Annotated in this window: 18 protein-coding genes and 1 pseudogene; 7 read left to right on the top strand and 12 right to left on the bottom strand. The window is 69.6% G+C overall.

Going from position 1 to position 22,942, the window contains the following annotated elements; translation table 11 throughout:
• Positions 1-288: 288 nt before the first annotated feature.
• The 3 genes from ACWEF2_RS10325 to ACWEF2_RS10315 form a co-directional block, all read right to left on the bottom strand.
• Positions 289-1,626, bottom strand: a complete 1,338-nt coding sequence (locus ACWEF2_RS10325; protein WP_453813794.1) for an NAD(P)/FAD-dependent oxidoreductase — start codon at positions 1,624-1,626, stop codon at positions 289-291.
• A gap of 26 nt (positions 1,627-1,652) precedes the next feature.
• Positions 1,653-2,153, bottom strand: a complete 501-nt coding sequence (locus ACWEF2_RS10320) for an ATP-binding protein (RefSeq protein ID WP_453813792.1) — start codon at positions 2,151-2,153, stop codon at positions 1,653-1,655.
• A gap of 75 nt (positions 2,154-2,228) precedes the next feature.
• On the bottom strand, positions 2,229-3,005 hold the full coding sequence (locus ACWEF2_RS10315; protein ID WP_453813790.1) for a SigB/SigF/SigG family RNA polymerase sigma factor: 777 nt from the start codon (positions 3,003-3,005) through the stop codon (positions 2,229-2,231).
• A 193-nt stretch (positions 3,006-3,198) separates the two neighbouring features.
• Between ACWEF2_RS10315 and ACWEF2_RS10310 the strand changes: the two genes are divergently transcribed.
• Positions 3,199-3,570, top strand: a complete 372-nt coding sequence (locus ACWEF2_RS10310) for an STAS domain-containing protein (protein WP_453813788.1) — start codon at positions 3,199-3,201, stop codon at positions 3,568-3,570.
• 69 nt (positions 3,571-3,639) lie between these two features.
• Here ACWEF2_RS10310 and ACWEF2_RS10305 read toward each other — a convergent pair whose 3' ends face one another.
• Entirely contained in the window at positions 3,640-4,356 is a 717-nt protein-coding gene (locus ACWEF2_RS10305) for an ANTAR domain-containing response regulator (protein WP_355590501.1), read from the bottom strand.
• Between the two features lie 129 nt (positions 4,357-4,485).
• Here ACWEF2_RS10305 and ACWEF2_RS10300 point away from each other — a divergent pair, with 129 nt between their 5' ends.
• The gene (locus tag ACWEF2_RS10300; RefSeq protein WP_453813785.1) at positions 4,486-6,345 is read left to right on the top strand and encodes a SpoIIE family protein phosphatase; all 1,860 of its coding nucleotides are present in this window, start codon (positions 4,486-4,488) and stop codon (positions 6,343-6,345) included.
• 301 nt (positions 6,346-6,646) lie between these two features.
• Complete coding sequence (locus ACWEF2_RS10295) at positions 6,647-7,798, top strand: glycosyltransferase (protein WP_453813783.1); 1,152 nt, start codon at positions 6,647-6,649, stop codon at positions 7,796-7,798.
• A gap of 118 nt (positions 7,799-7,916) precedes the next feature.
• Here ACWEF2_RS10295 and ACWEF2_RS10290 read toward each other — a convergent pair whose 3' ends face one another.
• Entirely contained in the window at positions 7,917-8,882 is a 966-nt protein-coding gene (locus ACWEF2_RS10290) for a hypothetical protein (protein WP_453813781.1), read from the bottom strand.
• Between the two features lie 111 nt (positions 8,883-8,993).
• On the opposite strand from ACWEF2_RS10290, the gene ACWEF2_RS10285 reads away from it, so the two are divergent.
• Complete coding sequence (locus tag ACWEF2_RS10285) at positions 8,994-9,749, top strand: glycoside hydrolase family 16 protein (RefSeq protein WP_453813779.1); 756 nt, start codon at positions 8,994-8,996, stop codon at positions 9,747-9,749.
• Between the two features lie 58 nt (positions 9,750-9,807).
• On the opposite strand, the gene ACWEF2_RS10280 is transcribed toward ACWEF2_RS10285, so the two are convergent.
• Entirely contained in the window at positions 9,808-10,893 is a 1,086-nt protein-coding gene (locus ACWEF2_RS10280) for a PucR family transcriptional regulator (RefSeq protein ID WP_453813777.1), read from the bottom strand.
• 75 nt (positions 10,894-10,968) lie between these two features.
• On the opposite strand from ACWEF2_RS10280, the gene ACWEF2_RS10275 reads away from it, so the two are divergent.
• The 3 genes and pseudogenes from ACWEF2_RS10275 to ACWEF2_RS10265 all read left to right on the top strand — a co-directional run bounded on the left by ACWEF2_RS10275 (position 10,969) and on the right by ACWEF2_RS10265 (position 14,516).
• Positions 10,969-11,895, top strand: a complete 927-nt coding sequence (locus ACWEF2_RS10275; RefSeq protein WP_453813775.1) for a proline dehydrogenase family protein — start codon at positions 10,969-10,971, stop codon at positions 11,893-11,895.
• Complete coding sequence (gene pruA, locus ACWEF2_RS10270) at positions 11,895-13,520, top strand: L-glutamate gamma-semialdehyde dehydrogenase (protein WP_453813773.1); 1,626 nt, start codon at positions 11,895-11,897, stop codon at positions 13,518-13,520. The genes ACWEF2_RS10275 and pruA overlap by 1 nt, the downstream gene beginning before the upstream one ends.
• 373 nt (positions 13,521-13,893) lie before the next feature.
• Positions 13,894-14,516 (top strand): annotated as a pseudogene (locus tag ACWEF2_RS10265) (beta-ketoacyl synthase N-terminal-like domain-containing protein).
• Positions 14,517-14,737: 221 nt separating this feature from the next.
• On the opposite strand, the gene ACWEF2_RS10260 reads toward ACWEF2_RS10265, so the two are convergent.
• The 6 genes from ACWEF2_RS10260 to ACWEF2_RS10235 all read right to left on the bottom strand — a co-directional run bounded on the left by ACWEF2_RS10260 (position 14,738) and on the right by ACWEF2_RS10235 (position 22,938).
• Positions 14,738-16,531, bottom strand: coding sequence for a hypothetical protein (locus tag ACWEF2_RS10260; protein ID WP_453813771.1), 1,794 nt, complete (start codon positions 16,529-16,531; stop codon positions 14,738-14,740).
• 197 nt (positions 16,532-16,728) lie between these two features.
• The gene (locus ACWEF2_RS10255; protein ID WP_453813769.1) at positions 16,729-17,883 is read right to left on the bottom strand and encodes a 5'-methylthioadenosine/S-adenosylhomocysteine nucleosidase family protein; all 1,155 of its coding nucleotides are present in this window, start codon (positions 17,881-17,883) and stop codon (positions 16,729-16,731) included.
• 1 nt (position 17,884) lies between these two features.
• Positions 17,885-18,613 (bottom strand): NUDIX hydrolase, encoded by a 729-nt coding sequence (locus tag ACWEF2_RS10250; RefSeq protein WP_453813767.1) that lies wholly within the window; start codon positions 18,611-18,613, stop codon positions 17,885-17,887.
• A gap of 737 nt (positions 18,614-19,350) precedes the next feature.
• A complete protein-coding gene (locus tag ACWEF2_RS10245) occupies positions 19,351-20,580 on the bottom strand; it encodes an ATP-grasp domain-containing protein (RefSeq protein ID WP_453813765.1) in 1,230 nt (409 codons plus the stop codon).
• Positions 20,573-21,748 carry an MFS transporter gene (locus ACWEF2_RS10240; protein WP_453813763.1) on the bottom strand — a complete coding sequence of 392 codons (1,176 nt, stop codon included), beginning with the start codon at positions 21,746-21,748 and terminating at the stop codon, positions 20,573-20,575. Before ACWEF2_RS10240 ends, ACWEF2_RS10245 begins: the two co-directional genes overlap by 8 nt.
• 68 nt (positions 21,749-21,816) lie before the next feature.
• On the bottom strand, positions 21,817-22,938 hold the full coding sequence (locus ACWEF2_RS10235; RefSeq protein WP_453813761.1) for an aminotransferase class V-fold PLP-dependent enzyme: 1,122 nt from the start codon (positions 22,936-22,938) through the stop codon (positions 21,817-21,819).
• Positions 22,939-22,942 lie beyond the last annotated feature (4 nt).

Here is a 22,942-nt window from a genome sequence, read left to right as displayed (position 1 = left end):
TACCAGCCGCCGAGCCCGTCGGCGCTCCGGCCACCGGTCAGGATCCGGCCGCCCGACGCGACCCCGGAAGCCCCGTTCCGGCGAGACCTCCTCAGGCCCCGGGTCTTCGACTGGCAGGCGGACGCCGAGGCCCGTGGATCGACGGCAGACCCTCGGGCCCCTGGGACCTCGCCCCCTCCGGCGCCTCAGGGTGCCGCGATCCCCAGGGCGCCGCGAGACCGTGTGAACAAGACGGTCCTGCGGTGCGCCCCCCCTCGGGGTCCCGGGGCACCGGCCGGGACGGGCGAGTCAGCCGAGGACCGCCCGCTCCGTCCTGTCCTCCCGGTCCGCTCTGGCGGCCCGTTCGAACTCCTTGCGAGGCTGGCTGAGCTGGCCGAGGGAGACGATCTCCCTGCGGAAGAGCAGCGAGAGGGTCCAGTCGATCAGGACACGCACCTTCTTGTTCAGCGTGGGAACGCGGGACAGGTGGTAGGTCCGGTGCATGAACCAGGCGGGCATGCCGTGCAGCTTGTGGCCGTAGATCTGCGCGACGCCCTGGTGGAGTCCCAGGCTGGCGACCGATCCGGCGTAGGCGTGCCGGTACGGCCTGCGCTCCCGGCCCCTGAGGGTGGCGGCCACGTTGGCGGCCAGCGTGCGGGCCTGCCGTACGGCGTGCTGGGCGTTGGGCGCGCACATCTCCCCCGGCTTGGTGAGGTCGGGCACGGCGGCGCAGTCTCCGGCCGTGAAGACGTCGCGGAAGCCCTCGACGGTCAGCTCGGCGGTCGCCCTCACCCGGCCCCTGTCGTCGGTCGGGAGCCCGCTGTCGCGCACCAGCGGGTGCGGCCTGACCCCCGCGGTCCACACCAGGGTGTCCGCGTCGAACTCGGCGCCGTCGTCAAGCACGATGTGGCCGTCCACCGCGGACCGAAGGCGGGTACGGACGCGCACGTCGATCCCCCGGCCGCGGAGCTGTTCCAGCGTCCAGCGGCCCATCTCGGGGCCGACCTCGGGCAGGATGCGGTCGGTGGCCTCCACCAGGAACCAGCGCATGTCGCCGGGCTCGATCGTCGGATAGTACGCGCAGGCGTCGCGGGCCATGTCCTCCAGCTCGGCCAGCGCCTCGACGCCGGCGAAGCCCGCACCGACGAACACGAAGGTCAGCGCCCTGGCCCGGACCGTCTCATCGGTGGTGGAGTCGGCCAGGTCGAGTCGGCTGAGCACCTGGTTGCGCAGGTGGATGGCCTCTTCGAGGGTTTTGAAACCGATGCCGCACTCGGCCAGGCCCGGGATGGGCAGGGTGCGGGAGACGGAGCCGGGCGCGAAGACCAGGAGGTCGTACTCCAGGGTGCGGCCGGGGCCGCCGTGCGGGCGGAGGTCGACGGTACGGGCCTCGGGGTCGACGCGGACGACCCAGCCGTTGAGAATCCTGCACCTGTTCAGGACCCGGCGCAGGGGCACGACGACGTGCCGGGGTTCGACGTTGCCCGCCGCGGCCTCCGGCAGGAACGGCTGGTAGGTCATGTAGGAGTCGGCGTCGACGACGGTGATCAGTGCCTCGTGACGGCGGAGTTCGCGCTGGAGCCGCAGGGCGGCGTACATGCCGACGTAGCCACCGCCGACGATCAGGATGCGGGCAGGTTCGGTCATAGACCGCCCCTACCCAGAAAAACGGTTCAAATCTTGAAGGACATCGTGATGAACGTGCCCGCGGCCCCGGTCTCGATCGTGAGGTCGGAACTGACCGTCCGGGCCACCCACAGGCCCATGCCACTGGTGGCGTGCGGGCCGGGGGGCAGCCGGCCCGGGGACGCCTCGGGGCTCCACCGGCCCTCGTCGTGGACCTCCACGACGATCCCGCGGCCGACGGCCCACATCCGCAGCACGGCCTTGGCGGTGGGATGGCCGTGTGTGACGGCGTTGGTGGCCACCTCGTTCACCGCCACGAGGAAGTCCGCCAAGCCCTCTTCCGACATTCCACTTCGCAGGGCCTGGGCGGTGACAAAGTCCCGCACGTCAGGCAGGTCAGGCAGGCAGAAGGCGAGCTCGGCCACGGGGGCTCCGGCGGGGGAAAGCCGGGAACGGTCGCCACTCGCCATGAAGCGAGCCGGACGAATACCGTCCTCGTTCACGCGAGATCCGCCTCCCCTGTCCCACGGCGCCTTCGTCGTCAGCACCTGGGGATCATTCAAACGCACCCTACGCCACGTCGTGCGGTCGCCGACTGGGGTGCCCGGTAAGGGGCGGTGTATTCAGCATTCGGCGACCAGTTCCGCTCGGAGCTGGTCCAGCACCTTCCGCAGGATACGGGAGACGTGCATCTGGGAGATTCCGAACTCCGCCGCGATCTCGGCCTGGGTGAGGTTGCCGAAGAAACGCAGGAGCAGGATGTTCTTCTCACGCTGCGGCAGCTTGTCGATCAGCGGCTTGATCGCCTCACGGTCCACGAGCACATCCAGCGCGTCGTCCTCGTCGGGGATCACGTCACCCAGCGCGGCCGCGTCGTCGTCACCGCCGAGCGGCGCGTCGAGCGAGAGCGCGCTGTAGGCGGCCGAGGCGTCCAGGGTGAGCAGGACGTCCTCTTCGGAGATCTTCATCTTGACGGCGAGCTCGGCCACCGTCGGGGAGCGGCCGAGGTCCTGGCTGAGGTCGGCGACAAGCCGGTTCAGCTCGGCCCTGCGCTCCTGATAGACGCGGGGCACCCGGATGGCCCAGGTGCGGTCGCGGAAGTGGCGCTTGACCTCGCCGGTCATGGTGACCACCGCGTAGCCGCGGAAGGCGTGACCGAGGGTGGGGTCGAATCCGTTGATGGCCTTCATCAGCCCGACGTAGGCGGCCTGGAGGAGGTCCTCCAGCGGTTCGCCCCGGTAGCGGTAGCGGCGGGCGATCTCCATGGCGAGCGGCCGATGCATCTCGACCAGACGCTCACGCAGGCGTTCGGCACGGTACTCGGAGATCTCGGGCAGAACCATCTCGGCGAGGAGGTCCTCGGCGGTCATGTCGATGATTTCGAGGGCCTGAACAGACATCGCTGCTCCCTGATATGACTGTCGGACGACACCGACGCCACGGAGCGACATCCGGGCAGACGGCATCGCCTCGACCACTTTTCGAGGCGAGGCCCTCTGCTGGACCTCGTCTCTAGTATTACCCCAATTCCGGGAGTACTGCTCGCCTGCAGGTAACAGTAGGGTTGCTAATCGAACCTCTAGGAGGACCTGAGTGACGGTGTCGGAGAACGGCGAGAGAGCGGCGGCCCTGACTCTCACGTCGGCGCTGGTCGGTGGGATCAACGTGATCCGGGTGACCGGCGTGCTGGATGCGACGACCAGGGACCAGTTCGCCGACCATCTCGCGGCCGAAGTGGACGAGCACGGCCTCGACATGGCGCTGGACCTGGGCGGGGTGACCTTCATGGACTCCCGCGCGCTCGGCCTGATCGTGCACCACTGGCAGCTCAGCACCAACGGGGGCGGCAGGTTCGCCCTCATCGGGGTCGAGTACGCCAAGACCAGGGTGATGTGGATCACCGGCCTGGCCCAGCGGCTGCCGCTCTACGACACGATCGACGACGCGCTGGCCGCGTTCGGCTAGCGCGTTCCCCGGCGGATTCCCGGCGGACGACCTCCCGCCTCCCCCACCGGCTCCCCGTGGAACGGCCGCTCAGTTCGCCTGGCCGCCCTGGTTGCGGCGGTGCTCGTCGACCAGCAGTTTGGCCAGGTCGGACACCTTCACCTGGTGGTGCTGGGAGATCCGGCGCAACTCGTCGAAGGCCGCCTCGGCCGAGCATCCGCTGGACTTCATGATGATGCCCTTGGCCTGGTCGATGATCGCCCGGCCGGCCAGCGCCTCCTGCATCTGGGCCGCGTCGGTGCGGACCTCGTCGTAGTCCCACATGTTGGCCAGCGCCACGGTGACCTGCTCGGCCAGCATGTCGGCCAGTGGGGCGACGCTCCGGTTCACGAAGGCGCCGGGGCGCACGCCGTAGAGACCGAGGACCAGGACGGCGCGTTCGACGGTGATCGGCATGGCGAGGACCGAACGGACCCCGCAGCGGACCGCCATGGCGGCGTAGGCGGGCCGGCGGTCGTCGCGCAGCACGTCCTGGACGATCACGGGCCGGCCGGTGGAACGGGCCTCGGCCGACGGCCCGTCTCCCAGGTCGCCCTCGCTCTCGACGAGCACGATGAGCTCGCTGTGCGAGGCTGAGACGACCACGCGTTCCTCCCGCCACAGCTCGGCGGAGCCGCCCGCGCAACCGGGCACCCCGCTCGCGAGTGTGGCGGTGAGGCCCCGTAGCACGCTCTCGCTTGAGGTTTCCTCGCTGACTCTGCCCAGAGTGGCGAGATCTCGGGCGAGAACGGGAGTGACCATGTCCATGTCACGAAACCCCTTCCCGATTTCGCTAACTTAATCACTATCTGACCGCGCATCGATCCGATCCACCGGGTGGCGTACCGTCTACGGGATGGGGCCGGCCCCATCCCGGCCCGCTGATGAGGATGAGCATTGACCGACGCCATTGGCCTTCAGGCCCTGGAGCAGGCGCTCAACGCGCTCACGACCAGGGTCTCCTCTCTGCGCGAGGCGAGGTCCGCCTACCCCGCCGACCCCAGGTCCACACTTGACGCGGCCCTCGCGGAGCTGGACACCGCCGGGGAGCTGCTGGAGGCGTCCCTGCGGGAGCTGCGCAAGACGCCCAGGCGGTCCGGCGAGCGGGAGAGCGGCTCCCAGCGGGAGCTGAAGCTGCTCCGGCAGGTGTTTCGCACCTTCCCCGTCCCGGTGGTGGTGCTGGACGCCTCGGGGGTGGTCCGGCGGATCAGCGCCGAGACCTCCCACATGCTGGGCAGCCCGGCCGGTTACCTGATCGGCCGCTCGTTCCCGCTGCTCGTCGACGTCTCCCGGCGGGCGGCGTTCCGTTCGCACCTGACCGCGGTGCGGCAGGGCGGCCAGACGGCGACGTTCCAGACCCGGCTGGCCCACCAGGGGCGCGCGCACACGGTGCAACTCGCCGTCACCCGGCTGACGATGCCCGGCGAGCCGCAGGAGATGACCGCGGTCGTGATCCTCCCGCTGGAGGCCCAGGTGGCGGGGGCTCACCCCGGACCGGCCGACCGGTCGGACGCCTCGCTGGTCCTGGCCGCCGCGCGCCGTCAGGAGCTGCTGTCCAGGATGACGAGGCTGTTGCTCGACGAGGAGAGCCTGCGGCAGCCGGTGACCGTCACCCGGGCCGCGCGGCTGCTGGCCGCCGAGAGCGCCGACTGGGTGATCGCCGACGTGGTGCGCGACGGCATGCCCCGGCGCGCCGTCGTACTGGGGCCGAGTGACAAGCCGGTGACCGAACTGGTCCGCCTCATCGAGGGGCTGAGCCCGCTGGCGGCACCGGCCGTGGCCCATGTGCTGACCGGTGGCTCGGGTGTGGTCCACGAGATGCTGGAGGAGGAGACGCTGCTCGGCGAGGTCCCGGGGGGGCCGCCGCTGCTGCGGGTGATGGGCGGGGCGTCGCTGCTCGTGGTGCCGATCCAGGGCGAGGCCGGCGCGCTGGGCGCCCTCACCCTCCTGCGGCTGCGCGACCGCGAGCCGTTCTCCCTGGCCGATCTGGGACTGATGGAGGAGATCGGCGTCCATCTCGGACTGGCCCTGCGCGCGCGGCGCAGCTTCCAGACGCGGTCCCAGGCCGCCGACGCGCTGCGGACCAGCGTGGTGCCCCGGAGCCTGCCGGACATCCCGGGGTTCGAGGCGGCGGCGATCTACCACGCGGGCTCCAGCCCGGTCGGCGCCGAGTTCTACGACGTCTTCCCGGTGGAGAACGGGTGGGGTTTCGCCCTCGGCGGGGCCGCGGGCAAGGGCGAGGATGCGGCGTCGGTCAGCGCCATGGTGCGCAACGGGCTGCGGGTGGTGAGCGTCTGGGAGTCCGACCCGGGTGAGGCGCTGCGCAAGCTGAACCACGCGCTGGTCGCGCAGAACAACGGAATGTTCGTGATGGCGGTGGCGGGGTTCGTCCGGGCGCGGAGGATCAGGCTGGCCAGCGCGGGGCACCATCCGGCGGCGATCCTGCAGCCCGACGGCGCGGTCAGGTTCACCGCCGGCGGCGGCGTGCCGCTCGGCATCGCCCCCGAGGCGGAGATGTTCACCGAGGAGCTCAGGCTGACCTCGGGCCAGACCCTGGTCTTCTACTCCGACGGGCTGGTGACGTCGCGGAACGACCAGGGCGAGGCGTACGGCGAGAGCCGCCTGGCCGACGTGCTGGCGCGGTGCGTGGGACGGTCTCCGGCCGAGGTGGTCAAGACGGTGGAGGAGGATCGGCACGCCTTCTCCGGCGGACGCGTCTGGGACGAGGTCGTGATACTCGCGCTGCGCGTGGTCTGACAGGACGCTTCGACGGTCGTGCCCCACGACGTGACGGTCCCGCGACCGCGCCCCGTGACCTGGCGGCCGGTCGCTCACGTTCCGTGACCTGGCGGCCGGACTCCGGGGTGGCCGGGCGCCCGGACGGCCTTGCGCCCCGGGCATCCGTCAGCAACATTTCCGGCAAGTCGGACAAAACCAAGGTTTGCCCGCGGGCGGGAGTTGGGTATGGTGATGGGCATTACCGATGAGTGCCTAAGAAGCAGGCATCCCTGAAGGAATCACAGGCGTTTCATGCCTAATCTCCTCACAGAGGTGTGCCGTGAACATTGCATTCGTCTCCTCCGATGCTCCCTCCGCCTCGCAGAGCCAGGCCGACATCGCCGCACAGCGGGCCCACCTCATGGCCGTCGCCCGCGAACTGGGCCGTGAGCACAGGGTCACCATCTACACCCGGAGAAACTCCGACACCGACAGGCCCCGGGTCCGCGTCTTTCCCGGTGTCACACTGGAGCACCTTCCCGCCGGTCCGGCCACAGACCTTCCCGAGGACGGCGTGCTGCCCTACCTGTCCGATCTCGGCGACCAGCTCATGCGCCGCTGGGGTCAGAACCGCCCGGACGTCATCCACGCGTACTCCTGGACCGGAGGCCTGGCCGCCATCGCCGGCGCGAACGGTCTCAACGTGCCGTTCACCCAGACCCTCAGCGTCGAGAACACCAACGACGCCAGGAAGGCCCGGCTTCAGCGGGCGATCGGCCGCCGGGCCGGCGCGGTGATCGCCGGATGCGGCGACGAGGAGTCCTCGCTGATCCGGATGGGCGTGCCGCGCCACAGCATCTCGGTGGTTCCGTGCGGTGTCGACGTCGAGCGCTTCCGGCGTCAGGGGCCGTCCGCCGCCAGGGGGACCCGGCCCCGGCTGCTGCACGTGGGTCCGCTGACCCAGGACAAGGGCGTGGACACCGCGATCCGTGCGCTGGAGGGCATCCCCGACGCCGAGCTGATCATCGCGGGCGGGCCCGCCGCCGGAGAGCTGAAGCACGACGCCGAGGCGCACCGCGTCATGCTGCTGGCCGAGGAGGTCGGGGTGAAGGACCGGATCACCCTGCTCGGCCGGGTGCCGCACACCTCGGTGGCCAAGCTGATGCGCAGCGCCGACGTGGTCGTCTCGCTGCCGCGCGAGGCCCCCGCCGGTGTCGTGGCCCTGGAGGCGATGGCGTGCGGCGTGCCCGTCGTCGCCTCGGCCGTGGGCGCCCACCTCGACTCCGTGGTGGACGGGGTGACCGGCCTCCTCGTGCCGGCGGACCGTCCCGCGCAGACCTCCCGGCTCACCCGTGAGCTGCTCGCCGACCCCACCAGGCGCACCGCGTTCGGCTTCGCGGGCGCCGACCGGGCCCGGTCCCGCTACTCCTGGGAGCGGATCAGCCAGGAACTGCTCCACGTCTACGAGAGCGCGATGGCCACCCAGCACTGACCGAGCGCACCGAGCGCCGTCGAGCGCCGTCGGGCGCGGGGTGACGCCGCCCGGAGCACCGGCCGGGGTTCCGATTCGGGGACCCCGGCTTTTCGTACGGCGGTGGGAACGGCCGGCGTCAGGAGACGGGGCGCGCCTGCGCCGTACGGCGGTGCAGGAGGACGCCGAGGCCGCTCGCGGCCAGCAGCACGACCCCCGCCAGGACCAGGATCACCGCGCCGCCGACGGCCCCGTCGGTCCAGTGCCAGACCGCCTCGGGAATCGCCAGCGTCAGCCCGGCCACACCCGCGACGATCAGCACCCAGGTGCGTTCCCAGGTGTACAGCGCCAGGCAGATCAGCGCGATCACCGCGGTCACCGAGTAACCCCAGACCTTCTCCTCCCACAGCAGGGGCCACTGTCCGCCGAACAGCGCGATGGCCGCGCCCATCCCCAGGGCGAGCCCGCGGGGGACGAGCCGCCCGCCGAGGGCGAGCGCCAGGATGAGCGTGCCCAGCACGATGTAACCGACCCCCAGGGCGGCGCCGCCCTGCGGGGCGAGGACCTCCAGCAGCCCGGTGACGGCGACCAGGGCCAGCATGCCGGCGGCCAGCAGGCCGATCGCGGCGGGCAGCAGCGCGTACCCCGCCGCGGCCACGGACAGGCCCACCACTCCGGCGAGCAGCGTCTCGTAGCGGTCGGCGACGACCCCCGCGCAGAGGGCGGCCGTACCCGAGCCCAGCGCCGCCAGCGTGGCGGCGACCCGGTGCTGTACGGCGCCCGCCCTGCCGGTCGCCGACCGCGCCGACCAGCCGAGCCCGGCGGCCACCCCGAGCAGCAGCGCCGTGACCACCGTCAGCACCACCACCCTGGCCGGGACGGTCATCCGGTCCCAGCCCAGGCCGACGAAGGTCGCCGCACCGGCGAGGACGAGCCCGCCGCCGACGTAGGCGACGATCTCACTCCATCGCACCCGGCCCGCGGCCCCGCGGACTCGCAGGGCGTCGTTCACGGCCGTCAGGACCGGTTCCAGCTGCTCGGCGCGGAGCGTGCCGGACTCCACCAGCCGAGTGAGTGCCTGCCGTACCGGGTCTGTGTGGTTCATGCGGGAATGGTCGCACAGTCGGATACCAGGCAGTAGCGGAGGATGTCCGGTATCGAGGCGAAAACGGAATACCTCTGTTATTGCTGTGAAATCGCTGCTTTGATAAGGCGCATGTCGATTCGCCGCACGTTTCTGGGCGTCATCACGGCGGCCCTGGCGTTCCCGCTCCTCACCACCCCGTCGGCGGCCTCCGCCGCCCCCACCTCCGCACAGGGCGCCGGCGAGTGGGGGGTCCCCGTTCTGACGGACGACTTCGACGGCACCCGGATCGACGGCCGCAGCTGGGCCGTCTACCACTCCCCCGGCGCGGAGACCAACCCCCGGACCCGTCGCGCCGTCAGCGTGGGCGGCGGCATGCTCCGGCTCAAGGGCGGTGTCACGGGAGGCAGAGATCTCTCCGGCGGCATCGCGAGCCACCTGTCACAGCGGTACGGCCGGTGGGAGGTCCGGTTGCGTGCCGAGCGCGGAGCCGGATACACCCCGCTGGCACTGCTCTGGCCGGACAGCCAGGGCAGGCCGGACTACGCCGAGGTCGACTTCACCGAGATCATCGACCCGGGCCGCCGGTCGAGTGGGATCTTCGTACACCGGGGCGATCGGCGCCAGGCCCAGCGGCAGGTCCGTGCCGACTTCACCCGCTGGCACACGGTCGCGGTCGACTGGCTGCCCGGCCGGCTGACCTTCTGGCTGGACGGCCGGAAGGTGTGGGACTACACCGGGGCCAACGTGCCCAGGGGGCACTCCATGCACCTGGCACTCCAGAACGACGTGACGTGTAACCGCTGGTCACCGTGCCGCGGCGCCTCCACCCCGGAGACGGTCAGCATGTACGTCGACTGGGTGAAGATCTACCGCGCCCGGCTCTGACCGTTTCCCCGGCTTCCACAGACTCCCCCGGCTCCCGGAGGCAGACCGGCGGGGGCGGTCAGAGCAGGCGGGCGGCTTTGAGGCCGAGGTGGATCAGCAGCCGGTCCTCGCCGTCGGCCAGGTCACGGCCGGTGAGGCGCTCGGCCTTGCCCAGGCGGTAGTAGAGCGTCTGGCGGTGCACACCGAGCACCGCCGCGGTCTCCTGAACGTGACCGGCCCGGTCGAGATAGCCCTCCACCGTCCTCGCCAGCTCCGGATCCCCGGCGAGCCCGGCGACCTCCCCCGCCAGATCGCGCAGGTCGGGCGGGGAGAGCCGGGTGAGCGTCCGGTAGACGCCGAGACCGGACCAGACCGCGACGGGGGCGAATCCGGGCACCCTGTCGGCGACCCTGAGCGCCTGTACGGCCTCCCGCCAGCTCCGCCACGACTGCGCGGGCTCGGCACGGACGTCGCCCACCCCGGCGGCCGTGCCGTACATGGCCTGGATCCGGCCGGCCACCTCCAGAGCCTGCCCGGCCGGGGCGAGCAGCGCGATCAGCGGCTCCCCCTGGGCGAGCAGGCCGGGGTCGGCGAGCACGCCACGCGGGAGCGTCCAGAGCGCGCCGACCCGTTCCAGTGAGCTCCGCACCGCGATCGCCGCCACCGGGCCGGCCACATCGAGGTGCGACAGCGCCCAGGAGCGCTCCTCGGCGTCGGAGGAGAACAGCTCCCTCAGGTTCCTGCCCAGGTCCTGTCGGCGGCGGATGTCCTGGGCGAGTGTGGCCGCCGCGCGGGCCACCAGGGCGGACACCGAGGTGAGCGCGGCGTCGCCAAGGGTGCCGTCGTCCAGCAGCCACAGATAGCCGTAGGTCACGTCGTGGTGCCGCAACGGCACGCAGACCCGGGCCAGCACCCCCAGTTCGGCGTCGGCGGGGATACGGACCGGCCCCTTGGCGGTGGCGATGCCGTACCCCTCGAAGTAGGCCCGCACCTCCTTGGTCGCGCGGCGGCGGAGGATGGACTCCTGGCGGATCAGATCGATGTCGCCGCTCTGCGCGGCGTAGGCCAGGAGCTGGAACGAGCGGTCCTCCAGGGTCGCGGAGGCCCCGAGCCGGGTGGCGATCTCATCTACTGTCTCCTGTAGCACTCCTCCATTGTTGTGCATCTGTATGAACGCGGCTCCCGGGGGTCGTGGCAGATGCATATGGGGTTGACTGTTTTGAGGTTTTAGTCTAGGAGCATGCTCGGTTCCCTTCTTCTCGCCGGATCCCGGGTGCCGGTGGTCCGGCGCACGGTCTCCGGTGTCCCCCTGACGCGCAAGGTCGTCGACCGCTTCGTCGCGGGCGAGACCGTCCAGGACGCGGTCAGCGCCGTCCACCGGCTGACCGACGCCGGTCTCGCCGTCACCATCGACCATCTGGGTGAGGAGACCCGGGACGCCAAGGCCGCGGCCCAGACCGCCGACGCCTACATCGTGCTGCTCGACGCGCTGCGTGAGCTGAGTCTCAGCACCCGCGCCGAGGTGTCGGTGAAGCTCTCCGCGGTCGGCCAGGCGCTCGGCGCCGACGGCGACAAGATCGCCCTGGAGAACGCCCGGGGCATCTGCGAGGCCGCCCACGCCGCCGGGGCGAGCGTGACCTTCGACATGGAGGACCACACCACGGTCGACTCCACGCTCGGCATCCTGCGCTCGATACGCGGGGACTTCCCGTCCGCCGGCGTCGCCCTGCAGGCGTACCTGTTCCGCACCGAGAACGACTGCCGCGACCTGTCCCACGAGGGGTCGCGGATCCGCCTGGTCAAGGGCGCCTACGCCGAGCCCGCCTCGGTGGCCCACCAGAGCAAGGGCGAGGTCGACAAGGCCTACGTCCGCTGCCTGCGGATTCTCATGGCGGGGCGGGGTTACCCCATGGTGGCGACGCACGACGACCGGCTGATCTCGATCACCGAGACCCTCGCCGACCGGTTCGGCCGCTCCCGTGGCGACTACGAGTATCAGATGCTCTACGGGATCCGCACCGACAAACAGCAGTCCCTGGCCGGTGCCGGCCACACGATGCGCGTCTACATCCCGTACGGTGACGACTGGTACGGCTACTTCATGCGTCGTCTCGCCGAACGCCCGGCCAACATCGCCTTCTTTCTTCGCGCCCTTGGAGGCAAGTGATGGATGCCATCTCCAACGTCCCGGCCCCGGCCAACGAGCCCGTTCTCGGCTACGCGCCGGGCAGCGCCGAACGCGGCGCGCTCGAAAACCGCGTCAAGGAACTGGCCGGAGCGCAACTCGACCTGACCATGACGATCGGCGGCGAACAACGGATGGGCGGCGGCGCCTCCATCGACGTGGTCCAGCCGCACAACCACGCCTCCGTGCTCGGCCGCACGGCTGACGCCACCGCCGACGACGTGCGGGCCGCGATCGACGCGGCGCTGAAGGCCGCGCCCGCCTGGCGCGCCCTGTCGTTCGACGAGCGGGCCGCGATCTTCATCAAGGCCGCCGACCTGCTGGCCGGGCCGTACCGGCAGACGCTGAACGGCGCCACCATCCTGGGCCAGTCGAAGTCGGCCCAGCAGGCCGAGATCGACGCGGCGTGCGAGCTGATCGACTTCCTGCGCTTCAACGTCGCCTACGCGCGCCAGCTCTACAGCGACCAGCCGGTGTCGTCGCCGGGTGTGTGGAACCGGATGGAGTACCGCCCGCTGGAGGGCTTCGTCCTGGCGATCACGCCGTTCAACTTCACCGCCATCGCCGGGAACCTGCCGGCGTCGGCGGCGCTGATGGGCAACGTCGTCGTCTGGAAGCCCTCGCCCACCCAGCAGTTCGCCGCGCACTTCACCATGCGCCTGCTGGAGGAGGCCGGGCTCCCGCCAGGTGTCGTCAACATGGTGACCGGCAACGGCGCCGCCGTCTCCGAGGTCGCGATGACCCATCCGGAACTGGCCGGCATCCATTTCACCGGCTCCACCGCGACCTTCCAGCACCTGTGGTCCACGGTCGGCGCGAACATCGCCTCCTACCGGTCCTACCCCCGCCTGGTCGGGGAGACCGGCGGCAAGGACTTCGTGCTGGCCCACCCCTCGGCCGACCCCGCGGTACTGACCACCGCGCTGATCCGGGGCGCGTTCGAGTACCAGGGCCAGAAGTGCTCGGCGGCCTCCCGCGCCTACGTGCCGCGCTCGGTCTGGTCGCGAATCCGCGACGACCTCGTCGGCACCGCCGAGTCGCTGACCATCGGCGACGTGGCCGCCGACCTGTCCACCTTCATGGGCGCGGTCATCGACGAGCGGGCCTTCGCCAAGCACAAGGCGGCGATCGACCGGGCCCGCGGACTCGACTCGATCAACGTGCTGACCGGCTCCTACGACGACTCCACCGGCTACTTCGTGAAGCCGACCATTCTGGAGTCGGCCGACCCGACCGACGAGATCTTCGTCAAGGAGTACTTCGGGCCGATCCTCGGCGTGCACGTCTACGACGACGCGGACTTCGACGCGGTGCTCGACCAGATGGAGGGCATCTCGCCCTACGCGCTGACCGGGGCGGTCATCGCCCAGGACCGCTACGCGATCGCCTCGGCGTCGGAGCGGCTCCGCTTCGCGGCGGGCAACTTCTACGTCAACGACAAGCCCACCGGTGCCGTGGTCGGCCAGCAGCCCTTCGGCGGCGCCCGCGCCTCCGGCACCAACGACAAGGCCGGTTCGATCTTCAACCTGATCCGCTGGGTCAACGCCCGCACGATCAAGGAGACCTTCGTCCCCCCGACCGACCACCGCTACCCGCACATGGGCTGACACCCCGCGGACCTGCCGGCGGCAGCCCGGCCTGAGGAAGCTCGGCTACCCGAACGGCCGGTAATAGCGGCTGAAAACGTCGACGCTCGGGACTCACGAATTCGAGTCCCGAGCGTCACGTATTTCCGGCGTGGGTCACAACCACAGCATCGCCCCTACCCATACCGCTCCGCCGTCGGCATCCAGCCGATACCAGCCCGGCCCGTAAGCGGCGCGCAGCAGAACCGGCTCCGAGCACAGGTCCTCCTCCGGTGCCAGCAGCAGGCCCAGCTTCCGGGCGATGATCCGGTTTCCCTCGATCCACGCGTGGTAGGCGTTCTAAAACTGACAGACATCGTTGACACCCGGGTCTCCGGCCACTACGGAGACCAATATGTCCACCCCGAACCCCCCACTGGATCGTGAGGCCAAGCGGCGCCTGGCCGTCATCCGTCACGTCGAAGAGGTCTCGGGCAACGTCGCGCTGACGTGCCGCTACTACGGGATCAGCCGGCAGGCGTACTACATCTGGTACCGCCGCTACCAGGCCGAAGGCGTCGAGGGCCCGCCCCTCACCGTCAATACCACCTGCTCCTCGTCACTGGTCGCGCTGCACCTCGCGGTCCGGGCCTGCGCGCGGGCGACTGCGATCTCGCCGTGGTCGGCGAGGCGACCGTGATGTCCACTCCGCGCACGTACATCGAGTTCAGTAGGCAGCGCGGTCTCGCCCCCGAGGCCGGCGCAAACCCTTCAGCGCCGACGCCGACGGCAACTGTGGGGCTGGCGGTGCAGTTCGCCGGGCAGGGCGGCCAGCGGCCCGGCATGGGACGTGAACTGTATGAGACGTCCCCCGCGTTCACGCGTGCGCTGGACGACGTGCTGGACGCGCTGGCCCTGTGCCCACGTAGAGCAGCCCTCCGTGGACGACGAGCCCCGCCACCCGTACGCCGATGCCCGGCGGTACCCAGGAAGGCGGCGGGGGGGCGTCTCATGCGGCTAATTTTGCACCATTCATGAGTTTTCCGGATCATGGTTTACGACTGGCGAATCGAGGCACTGCGGCTGAATCGCCCTGGGATTCACGGAGACCGTGGTATGTCGTCTCCATCGGCTGGGGATCTGTTGGGGTTCGTGCTGACTTACACCAGGTCTTCTGCAGATCTGGATACGTCCTCCGCTGACACTGCCTCAACCCATCATGTGGAAACGGACCTCACAGACCGTACCGTCGTCCGCAGTCAGTTCGCAGGGCCTCCTATGACGGCTGTGACGCTGCCCGGCGGCTCTCCATGTCGGTACTGCGCGATCCACCCCTTCCCCTCAGCGGCGATGCCCTCCAGGACGTGCAGGGTGTGGTGAAGGCCCGCGGCGTCCAGCGTCACCTCGGACACCGTTCCAGGGGCTTCGCCCTGCTGGAGCTCCTCCATCCCTGGGCCTGTCACCTGGACCTTGATGTCCTGCCCGTTGACGAGCGCGAGTTCAAAGGTCCGCTCGTCGTCGTCCGACTGGCTCACCCGTACGGCTGCGATCACCTCGAAGCGGTAGTTGTCCCGCTGCCGGTCGTGAAACGTGCCCTGCTTGAAATCGAGCTCAACGGTGAGCTGGCGCACCCCGTCGGTGGTGAGGAGGAAGACCATGATCCGGTATCTCAGGTGGCGCCAGGGGCCGCCCCGTACCCGCGCGCGCTTGGCCGAGCCGGCGCGGGTCTCGATGAAGGCATGGGCGATGACATCGCTCATGGAGAGTTTGTAGTGCCGCAGCGCCTCGTTCAGCAACACCTTCCGATCGTAATCCAGCCACGCGGCCATTTCCCGATCCTCGGGTTTGTCAGCCAGCTTCACCTTCCACCGGACGAAGGCCGCCCTATCCTCCTCCAGCGTCCGCCCGCTCTCGGCCACGTCGGCGGCGGACCGCCGGCGTTCCAGGACGATACTCAACCAGGCGCGGGCGGCGCCCCACCCGCCCATCAGCACAAGAACCACCGAGCAGCTCACGTCCAGCGGGCTAATCAGCAGCGCGTCGCCCACCGCCCAGATCCCTCCGCCAGCGAGGGCGGCCAGCCCGAGAATCGTCACCATCTTCACGGACGGAGGTGTCGCGAGTTCTTCGCGATACTTCCACAGCGTGCCCTTCTCCCAGCGCTTTCTGACGTCGCCGACCCGATGCCGGATCAGCCAGGAGATCTTCTCGACACCGATCCTCGCCTCCCGGTAGGTCTCGACTACCTCATCGCACATGCTCTTGCGAATCCCTGCGGTCGCCGCTAACCAGGTGGCACGGTCCACGCCGGACGGAACGTACACGGCGAAGTAGTGATCGAACCGTTGGTCCACTCCTCTGGCGAACCCGCCGGGCGGCGTGCCGGTCCCGTGCTGCCGGGGCACCCCGTACTCCCTGTCCTTCGCACGGCGGCGCACAGTGCGAAAGCACCATTCCACACCGTCGCGCGCGCCGAGGTAGGCGCCGGTGACGCTCAGCACGCAGGCGGCAAGCGCCGAGAATCGGCCTTCCCTCGCCAGTAGGTGGCCGATGTAGGCCGCCGCCATGGTGAGGACGGCGGTCGCCGTCACGGCCTGGATCCAGATGGAGGCGGGAATCACGGGTGGGTGCGTCTTCCGCTCCCTCGGCCCGGCCGGGACGGGTTCGAAGAACTTCCAGACCCGCTCCGTCCGGTCACCGGCCATCTGATCCTGCTCGGCCCGGGTAAAGGCTCGGTACCACATCTGGTCCTTGAGCGGCCCGTCCAGGAACAGTTCCAGATGTCGCAGGATCATGGCGCGCTGCACGTGGCCGAGCCCGTCGAACTCCTTCAACATGACGCGGACGTCCGCCTCGGGCTTCTCCGCAGAGTCCAACAGACGGTAGACGGCCTGCACGCCATCCGCCCATGCGTTGTCGTCGGCGAGCTGAAATCTGCCCGGCGCGGCGCGCAGCAGGCCGGCCTCCTCTTCGGAGAGCTCCCGGCGCGTTCTGCCGCTCACCAGGGCGAGCAGCCAATGGAAACAGGCTTCGTCAGTGCGATATCCAGTCATGACGGCTTCATTGATAAGCTGCCACGCCCGTCCAGGTATGCCGCCGTCGAGGAAGCGAACCCCCGTCTCGAACTTCCTCTCAGGCGGGTCGTCGGCGAATGTCGTGTAGACGGAGACGTCGCCATGCACGGTTCCCGCTTGCACACCGATGTGCGCGGAATCCCCGGCGACATTCGTCGTGGTGGCATCCGGTGGCATCATGACAAGCCTTGCGCCAAGGCGATGATGACCGCCAGTTCCGCGGCCAGATCGGCTACGTCACCGATGAGCCCGCGCAGCTTCTTGAGCGCCAGCGTCAGTCTGCCCTTGCTCTGCAAGGTGTCCGTCTCCAGCGCCTCGTCGGCTGCGGTGAGCTCCGCCTCCGCTGCCACGTAAGTGTCCTCGTCCAGGTGACCGGCCGCCCGCGCCCGCTGAAGCCGGGCGCGGAAGCCGACGAGTGCCTCTCCCAGGTCAGCCGGAGGGTTCGATCCGAGGCTTATCCGGATGCCGCCGTTCACCGTACCGGCCTGCACCCCCACCCGCGCGTTCCCCTTCGCGACGTTCCGGGTCGTCTCCTCCATTACCGTGCTCCTTCCGGTGCCCGTTGCCGAGGACTGGTCGTCTCTTCCCTCTGCGGCCAGCTCTTCGGCCAGAACGGCGGCGAACGCCGCCGCGTTGGCCACCGCCCGCGGTTGCCACCGCTCGCGGTCCGTGGCCTCCTTGGTGCCGTCGGCCCGGTCGCTGATGCCCCGCACCACGACCACCGGCAGGGCTTTGTTCAGCTGCCCGGCCTGCGCCACGCCCGCACCTTCCATCTCGATCGCCTGCGCGTCGTTGTAATGCTCTCGGATCCAGCGGGCATGGGCGGAGATCCTGGAGTTCAGGACCACCTCACCGGCGGCGATCGGCCCGAAGTGCACCTCGGGGGCCCGGTCATCGACAGAAAGACCTTGCCGCCAGGAACCGTCGCGGACGATATGCCGGGCGATCTGGTCAGCGCTGTGCGAGGTCTCCCAGCTCCGGGGACGGCTCTTGAACCCGTCGTCCTCGCTCGTTCCGCCGTGGAAGGCGTAGACGTGCGTCGCCACCACCACATCTCCCAGAGCGATGTGGGAGTGCAGGGCACCCGCCACCCCCACGAAGAGCAGGGCGGCCGGGGCGAACTCGGCGATGGCGCGTTCGGCCAGCACCGCCGCGGACTGGTTGCCCTTGCCGACGTGAACAAGAGCGACCTGGCACCGGCCGGTGGCAAGCTGGCCGACCTCGAAGCGGGTGCCCTGCCGGTGCCGGTGCAACCGTGGGTCGACCAGTTTCTCGCGGATCGCCTGGTATTCAAGATCCAGTGCTGTGAGGATCACGATTGGACGACTCACTTCACTTCTCCTCTCCGATCGACGGTTCGGCAGGCCGGACCATCGGTGGGTACAGGACCTCACGCGGTCCGGCCCTGAACAGCTGGGCCGGTCGCCCGGTCGCGGCCTTGCGCGCCGAACCGGCCGCGACAATGAAACCGTCGGTCTTCTGAACCTTGCGATAGAAGTTCCTGGGGTCGAGCGGCATCCCCCACACCGCCTCGTACACTTCCTGAAGATCGGTGATCGTGAAGGTCAGCCCGCAGAAGGCCGTCGCGAGCGCGGAGTGCTCCAGCTTGACGCGGGCGCGCTCGACGCCGTCGGCGACGATTCGCCGGTGGTCGAAGGCCAGTTCCAGGTTTCCGGAAAGCACACGATCGACCGGCTGCCATCGGGCGTCGGCCGCGTCCGTCCCGGCTGTCGGCTCCGGCAATCGTGGCGCGATCGCCAGGTAGGCGACGGACACCACTCGGCCGCGCGGGTCACGGCCGGGCTCGCCGTACACGCCCAACTGTTCCAGGCGCAGGGTCTCGACGTTCAGGTCGGCCTCTTCCGACAGCTCCCGGTGAGCCGCGGCGGTGAGGTCTTCCTCAAGATGCCGCAGGAACCCACCGGGTAGCGCAAGGGCGCCCTTGTACGGTTCGACGCCGCGTTCGACGAGCAGCACCTGCAGGATCGATTCACGCAACGTCAGGATCACCAGGTCAACGGCGAGCAGGACGATGGGAGGCACCCATCGGTCGTCGGTCATGCACCCAGGCTAGCTTTTTGTCATTCTGACAGAAAGCGGTATCGCGATATCAACCCAAACGTCCGTTCTTCTGTCGTCGGCCTAATCCGGATTCGGGGCCGTCCGAGAACCACTCCTGCCCATGTCACCTGCACGTCCAGAACACCGATACGCGTCGGGCAAGGTCGGCAAACCAGGTACGTGTCCAGGTTCAGGGGCGGCGGTCAGACCACCGCCGGGCATATTCCCGGCATTCCGTCCGCCTCTTGACGACACGGAATGCCATACGTCAGCCCCCGGTGCCGTCTGGCTCGCCTGCAGCCCCAGGCCTCCCGTATGTCCTGTGGTCATCCGGAAGCCATATACGGGATACAAACGATCACGGACTATGCGACAAGACGGATCACCGCCTCCTCAGAGGCTCTGTGGAACCCTCGACGAGCCGTAAAACACCAGCGATCTTGGCCATCACCTCGTCCAGCGCCGGAGTGGAGGCCTCCTCATTCAGCAGGTCGCGCACGTACGCCGCCCGCAGCGACACCGGCTCCGCGCGCAGGTCCTCCCCCCAGCCCCAACAGCAGCCCCGGCTTCCGCGCGATCGTTCGATTCTGTTCGATCCACGCGTGGCACACATCGCCCAGCAGTTCGCCATCCGAGATCCCAGCGGCATTCGCGACTCGGGGTGAGCCGCGGAGCCTGCTCGTTATCGGGAGGCCGCCGGCAACGCAGCCTCCCGAGGTCCGAACCAGGCCCGGTGGTCACACCGTCGGCGGCACGCCCGGCGTCACGCGGATGTCGAACGTGGCGGAACGAATCGCGTCCTGCGCCGCCGTAACGGCTTCCTCCGCGGTAGCGCCATGCGCACGGGCCTTCGCCAGCCGGGACCACGAGCCTGCCAAGTCCGCCAGATCGGTACCAGGCTCGTGCAGCATGGTCACCGACTCAGGTGCCGTCATCCCCAGGAGAGTGCCGGTGGCGGGCGGCGCGTACCAGATCGCCTCATGACGAGGAGCTCGCTGAGCGTCCAGGGTTGAGCGCACCCCCTCCAGCACGGGTTCACCCAGCGTCTGCCGGACCTGCAGGTCGATGAAGTCGACCCCTGTGGCCTCGCGGACGAGCTCGAAGATGAAGTCGCCGCCGATCCGCAGGTGAGTCTCGATGAGCCGCGGCCCCGTGGCGGTCAGCACGATTTCGTTGTGGGTCGCCCCGAAGTCGACACCGAGGACCTTCAGCACGTCGCCGATGTAGCCATCGATCGCCGCCCGGTCGGCCGGGTCGAGCTCCGCCGGGCAGACGTGGCCCAGCTCGACCAGCGTGTGCGGGTCGGAGTATTTCTTCGTCACGGCAACGATGATGTGCCTGCCGTCGGCACTGAAGGCCTCGACGCTGTACTGCGGGCCGGTGTGGAACTGCTCGACCATCACCTCTGCCCTGGTGACGCCCAGGAAGTCGCCGGTCGCGGCGGCATAGGCCGCTTCGGCCTCCTCGGCCGAACGGACCACTCCGACACCACAGCTGCCTGCCGCCGCGACCGGTTTGACCACGACGGGATAGCCGTGAGCAGCACCGAACGCGGTGATGTCGGCGGCGGAACGCACCAGGGCGGCGGCGGTTTCGTCGACGCCGGAGGTCTGCAGGCGTTCGCGCATGGCGTCCTTGTCGTTCACCACCCGCACGGTGTCCGGACTGTGCGTTGGCAGGCCGAGTGCCTCACCCACCGCGGCGGCGCGGTCCTGGTCGAGCTCCCAGAACGCGGCGACGCGGGTGATGGGATCCTCGGTGTGGATCGCGCGGGCCAGTGCGACGACCTCGCTGATCGGCGCGTCCTTGCGCACGGTCAGGACGCGCTGGTGCCCCTCCGGGGCCATGACCTTCGTCAGGTACTCGATGCGGCAAATCATGCTGGTCCGCACGCCTGGATGGGCGCGCAGCAACGAGCCGTAGTCGATTTTGGGGCCGCTGCCGAACAGCAGGACGTGTTCAGACATGGATTGCTTCCTCTCGTAACGTCAGCGGCCGGACCGCCAAGACCATGAGTGTCGTCGCGACCGTGAACAACACCGCCAGCAGGATCCAGCCGAGGGTCGTGGCAGGCAGGATCACCGCCGTCACGAGCACCGGACCGAACACCAGCTCGGTCCCGGCTCCCGCGCCGAACAGTGAGAGATACCGGCCACGGGCACCGGGTGGCGCCATGGCGAACGACATCTCCCAGGCCGCGATCGCGTGCAGGTTCTCGCCCACCGTCATGGCGACCGTCGCGATGACGACCAGCGCGAGCGCTCCGCCGAGGTTTTCGGCGACCATGAACAACGCGCACGCCAGCAGTAGCACGGCGCAGCCCCTGCGCAGCATCCGCGCGGCCTGCGCGACGCCGTTGAGGTTGCGGGCCAGCATGATCTGCAACAGCACGGTCAGCACGGTGTTGACCGCGAGCAGCAGCGGGCTGATCACGCCTGGCAGCCCCTCACGGACGAGCCACAGCGGCACCAGGATGAACAGGACCGCGTCGTGCAACAGCATCACGGCGTTCGCGGCGGTGAGGACGAGGAACCTGACGTCGCGGAACGGCGTCCGGGCGGCGGACTCGTCCACCGCCACCGACTTCGGCCGCGCGACGGCCGTTCGACCGATCAGCACCATCATCGACGCCGCGGAGAGCAGGGCCATCGCCGCGAGGACGAACGCCACCTGGAACCCCAGGCGGACGCCGGAGAGCTGGGCGAGCCCGGTGACCAGGAACCCGCCGGTGAGGCCGATGTTGTTGAACGCGCGCAAAGACGCCATCGTCCGGGTGCGGGCGTCGTCGTCCACCACCTCCCCGACCATCACCTGCAGCAACGGCAGGCACGCTCGGGTCGCCCCCGCGATCACCGTGGTGACCACCAGGTAGCCGGCCACCTCGGTGACGAAGACGTAGCTGACGAACCCGGCCGCGCGCACCGCCATCAGACCGACGTAGACGCGTTTCGCGCCGTAGCGGTCCGCGAGGCTGCCGAACGGCAGTGGAGAGACGAGCCCGACGATGTTCGCGACCGAGAGCGCCAGCCCGACGGTGACCGCCGAGATGCCCAGCTGGGGCACGAAGTACAGCGTCGGCACGGCCAGGAACAGGCCGATGGTCAACGAGTCGATCCCGGCGCAGAACGTCAGCATCCGTCCGGTCCTGGTCCGGGGGACCAGGGCTTCGGTGAACGACCGCGTGAGAACGCGCGCCGACATGCTCACGCGCCGAGGATTTCGGCGAGCGCCTGGCCTGCCGCGGCCACCTCGTCGAGGGTGTTGTAGTAGTGCACGGACAGCCGGACGGCCGTGTCGATGCCACGTTCGCCCATGTAGATCGGGGTGTGGTCACCGCGGATCTTCCAGCCGTTGATGCCGCGCTCGGCCAGTCCGTCGCGGATCCGCTCGGCGGAGACGGTCGCGTGCCGGAACGACGCGATGCCCGAGTGCACGGTGCCGGGCTCGATCATCTCCACCGGCAGCTCGGCCAGCGTGCCGCGCAACGCCTGGTACACCTCGCGGTTCCCGTAAGCATCCACTGTGGACATATGGTCGAGCGCCGCGTTGAAGCCGAGCACGGCGGCGGTGGTCCGTTCGGCGAGTTCGAGCGACCGGGCGCCGTCGTCCTCCACCACGTACGAGGTCGGCGAGTCGGCGCGGGCGACGTGCAAGTCGTACGTCTCCACCTGCAACGCGGCGCGCAGTTCCGGCGCCACGTAGGCGAATCCGGTTCCGCGCGCCCCTCGCAGGAACTTGCGGCCCGCGCCGGTGAGCAGGGCGCAGCCGAACGCGGCGACGTCGATCGGCACCTGGCCCACCGACTGGCAGGCGTCGACCGCGTAGAACGCGCGGTGCCCCGCGAGGATCCGGCCGATCTCGGCGACCGGGTTCACGATGCCGCAGCCGGACGGGATGTGGGTGATCGAGACGAACGCGACGTCACCGTCGACGTGCGCGCTCATCCACTCCAGGTCGAGGTCGCCGGTCGCGGTGGTGGGGATGGTCTCGATCACGCATCCGGTCCGCTCGCGCAACGCCAGCAGCGAGATCAGGTTGCCCGCGTACTCGTACGGGCTCACCCAGACCTTCTCGCCCGGCTTGAGGTCCAGCCTCGACACCACTCGAACCCACGCGCGCGTCGCGCTGTCGAAGAAGGCGACGTCGTCGGCCGGCGCGCCGACCAGGGTCGCGATCCGCTCGTAGACCTCGTGCTGGAGGATCTTGTCGTAGTGGAGCTCGGTCTCGTACGCGCCGTACTCCACCTCCCTGCGCAGGCAGTCGAGCATCGCGTTCGCCACCACGTCGGGCATGAGCCCGGCGCCTGCGGTGTTCAAGTGGATCATGTCG

It is taken from the genome of Streptosporangium sp. NPDC004631 (assembly GCF_053601935.1).
This window is presented reverse-complemented; position numbering and strand designations above follow the sequence as displayed.

Excerpts from the sequence above, each read along its gene's own strand:
- ACWEF2_RS10260 (WP_453813771.1), bottom strand. The coding sequence starts at position 16,531 with ATGACTGGATATCGCACTGACGAAGCCTGTTTCCATTGGCTGCTCGCC.
- ACWEF2_RS10240 (WP_453813763.1), bottom strand. The coding sequence starts at position 21,748 with ATGCTGACGTTCTGCGCCGGGATCGACTCGTTGACCATCGGCCTGTTC.
- ACWEF2_RS10280 (WP_453813777.1), bottom strand. The coding sequence starts at position 10,893 with ATGCACAACAATGGAGGAGTGCTACAGGAGACAGTAGATGAGATCGCC.
- ACWEF2_RS10290 (WP_453813781.1), bottom strand. The coding sequence starts at position 8,882 with ATGAACCACACAGACCCGGTACGGCAGGCACTCACTCGGCTGGTGGAG.
- ACWEF2_RS10275 (WP_453813775.1), top strand. The coding sequence starts at position 10,969 with ATGCTCGGTTCCCTTCTTCTCGCCGGATCCCGGGTGCCGGTGGTCCGG.
- ACWEF2_RS10235 (WP_453813761.1), bottom strand. The coding sequence starts at position 22,938 with ATGATCCACTTGAACACCGCAGGCGCCGGGCTCATGCCCGACGTGGTG.
- pruA (WP_453813773.1), top strand. The coding sequence starts at position 11,895 with ATGGATGCCATCTCCAACGTCCCGGCCCCGGCCAACGAGCCCGTTCTC.
- ACWEF2_RS10325 (WP_453813794.1), bottom strand. The coding sequence starts at position 1,626 with ATGACCGAACCTGCCCGCATCCTGATCGTCGGCGGTGGCTACGTCGGC.
- ACWEF2_RS10250 (WP_453813767.1), bottom strand. The coding sequence starts at position 18,613 with ATGACCGACGACCGATGGGTGCCTCCCATCGTCCTGCTCGCCGTTGAC.
- ACWEF2_RS10305 (WP_355590501.1), bottom strand. The coding sequence starts at position 4,356 with ATGGACATGGTCACTCCCGTTCTCGCCCGAGATCTCGCCACTCTGGGC.
- ACWEF2_RS10245 (WP_453813765.1), bottom strand. The coding sequence starts at position 20,580 with ATGTCTGAACACGTCCTGCTGTTCGGCAGCGGCCCCAAAATCGACTAC.
- ACWEF2_RS10315 (WP_453813790.1), bottom strand. The coding sequence starts at position 3,005 with ATGTCTGTTCAGGCCCTCGAAATCATCGACATGACCGCCGAGGACCTC.
- ACWEF2_RS10285 (WP_453813779.1), top strand. The coding sequence starts at position 8,994 with ATGTCGATTCGCCGCACGTTTCTGGGCGTCATCACGGCGGCCCTGGCG.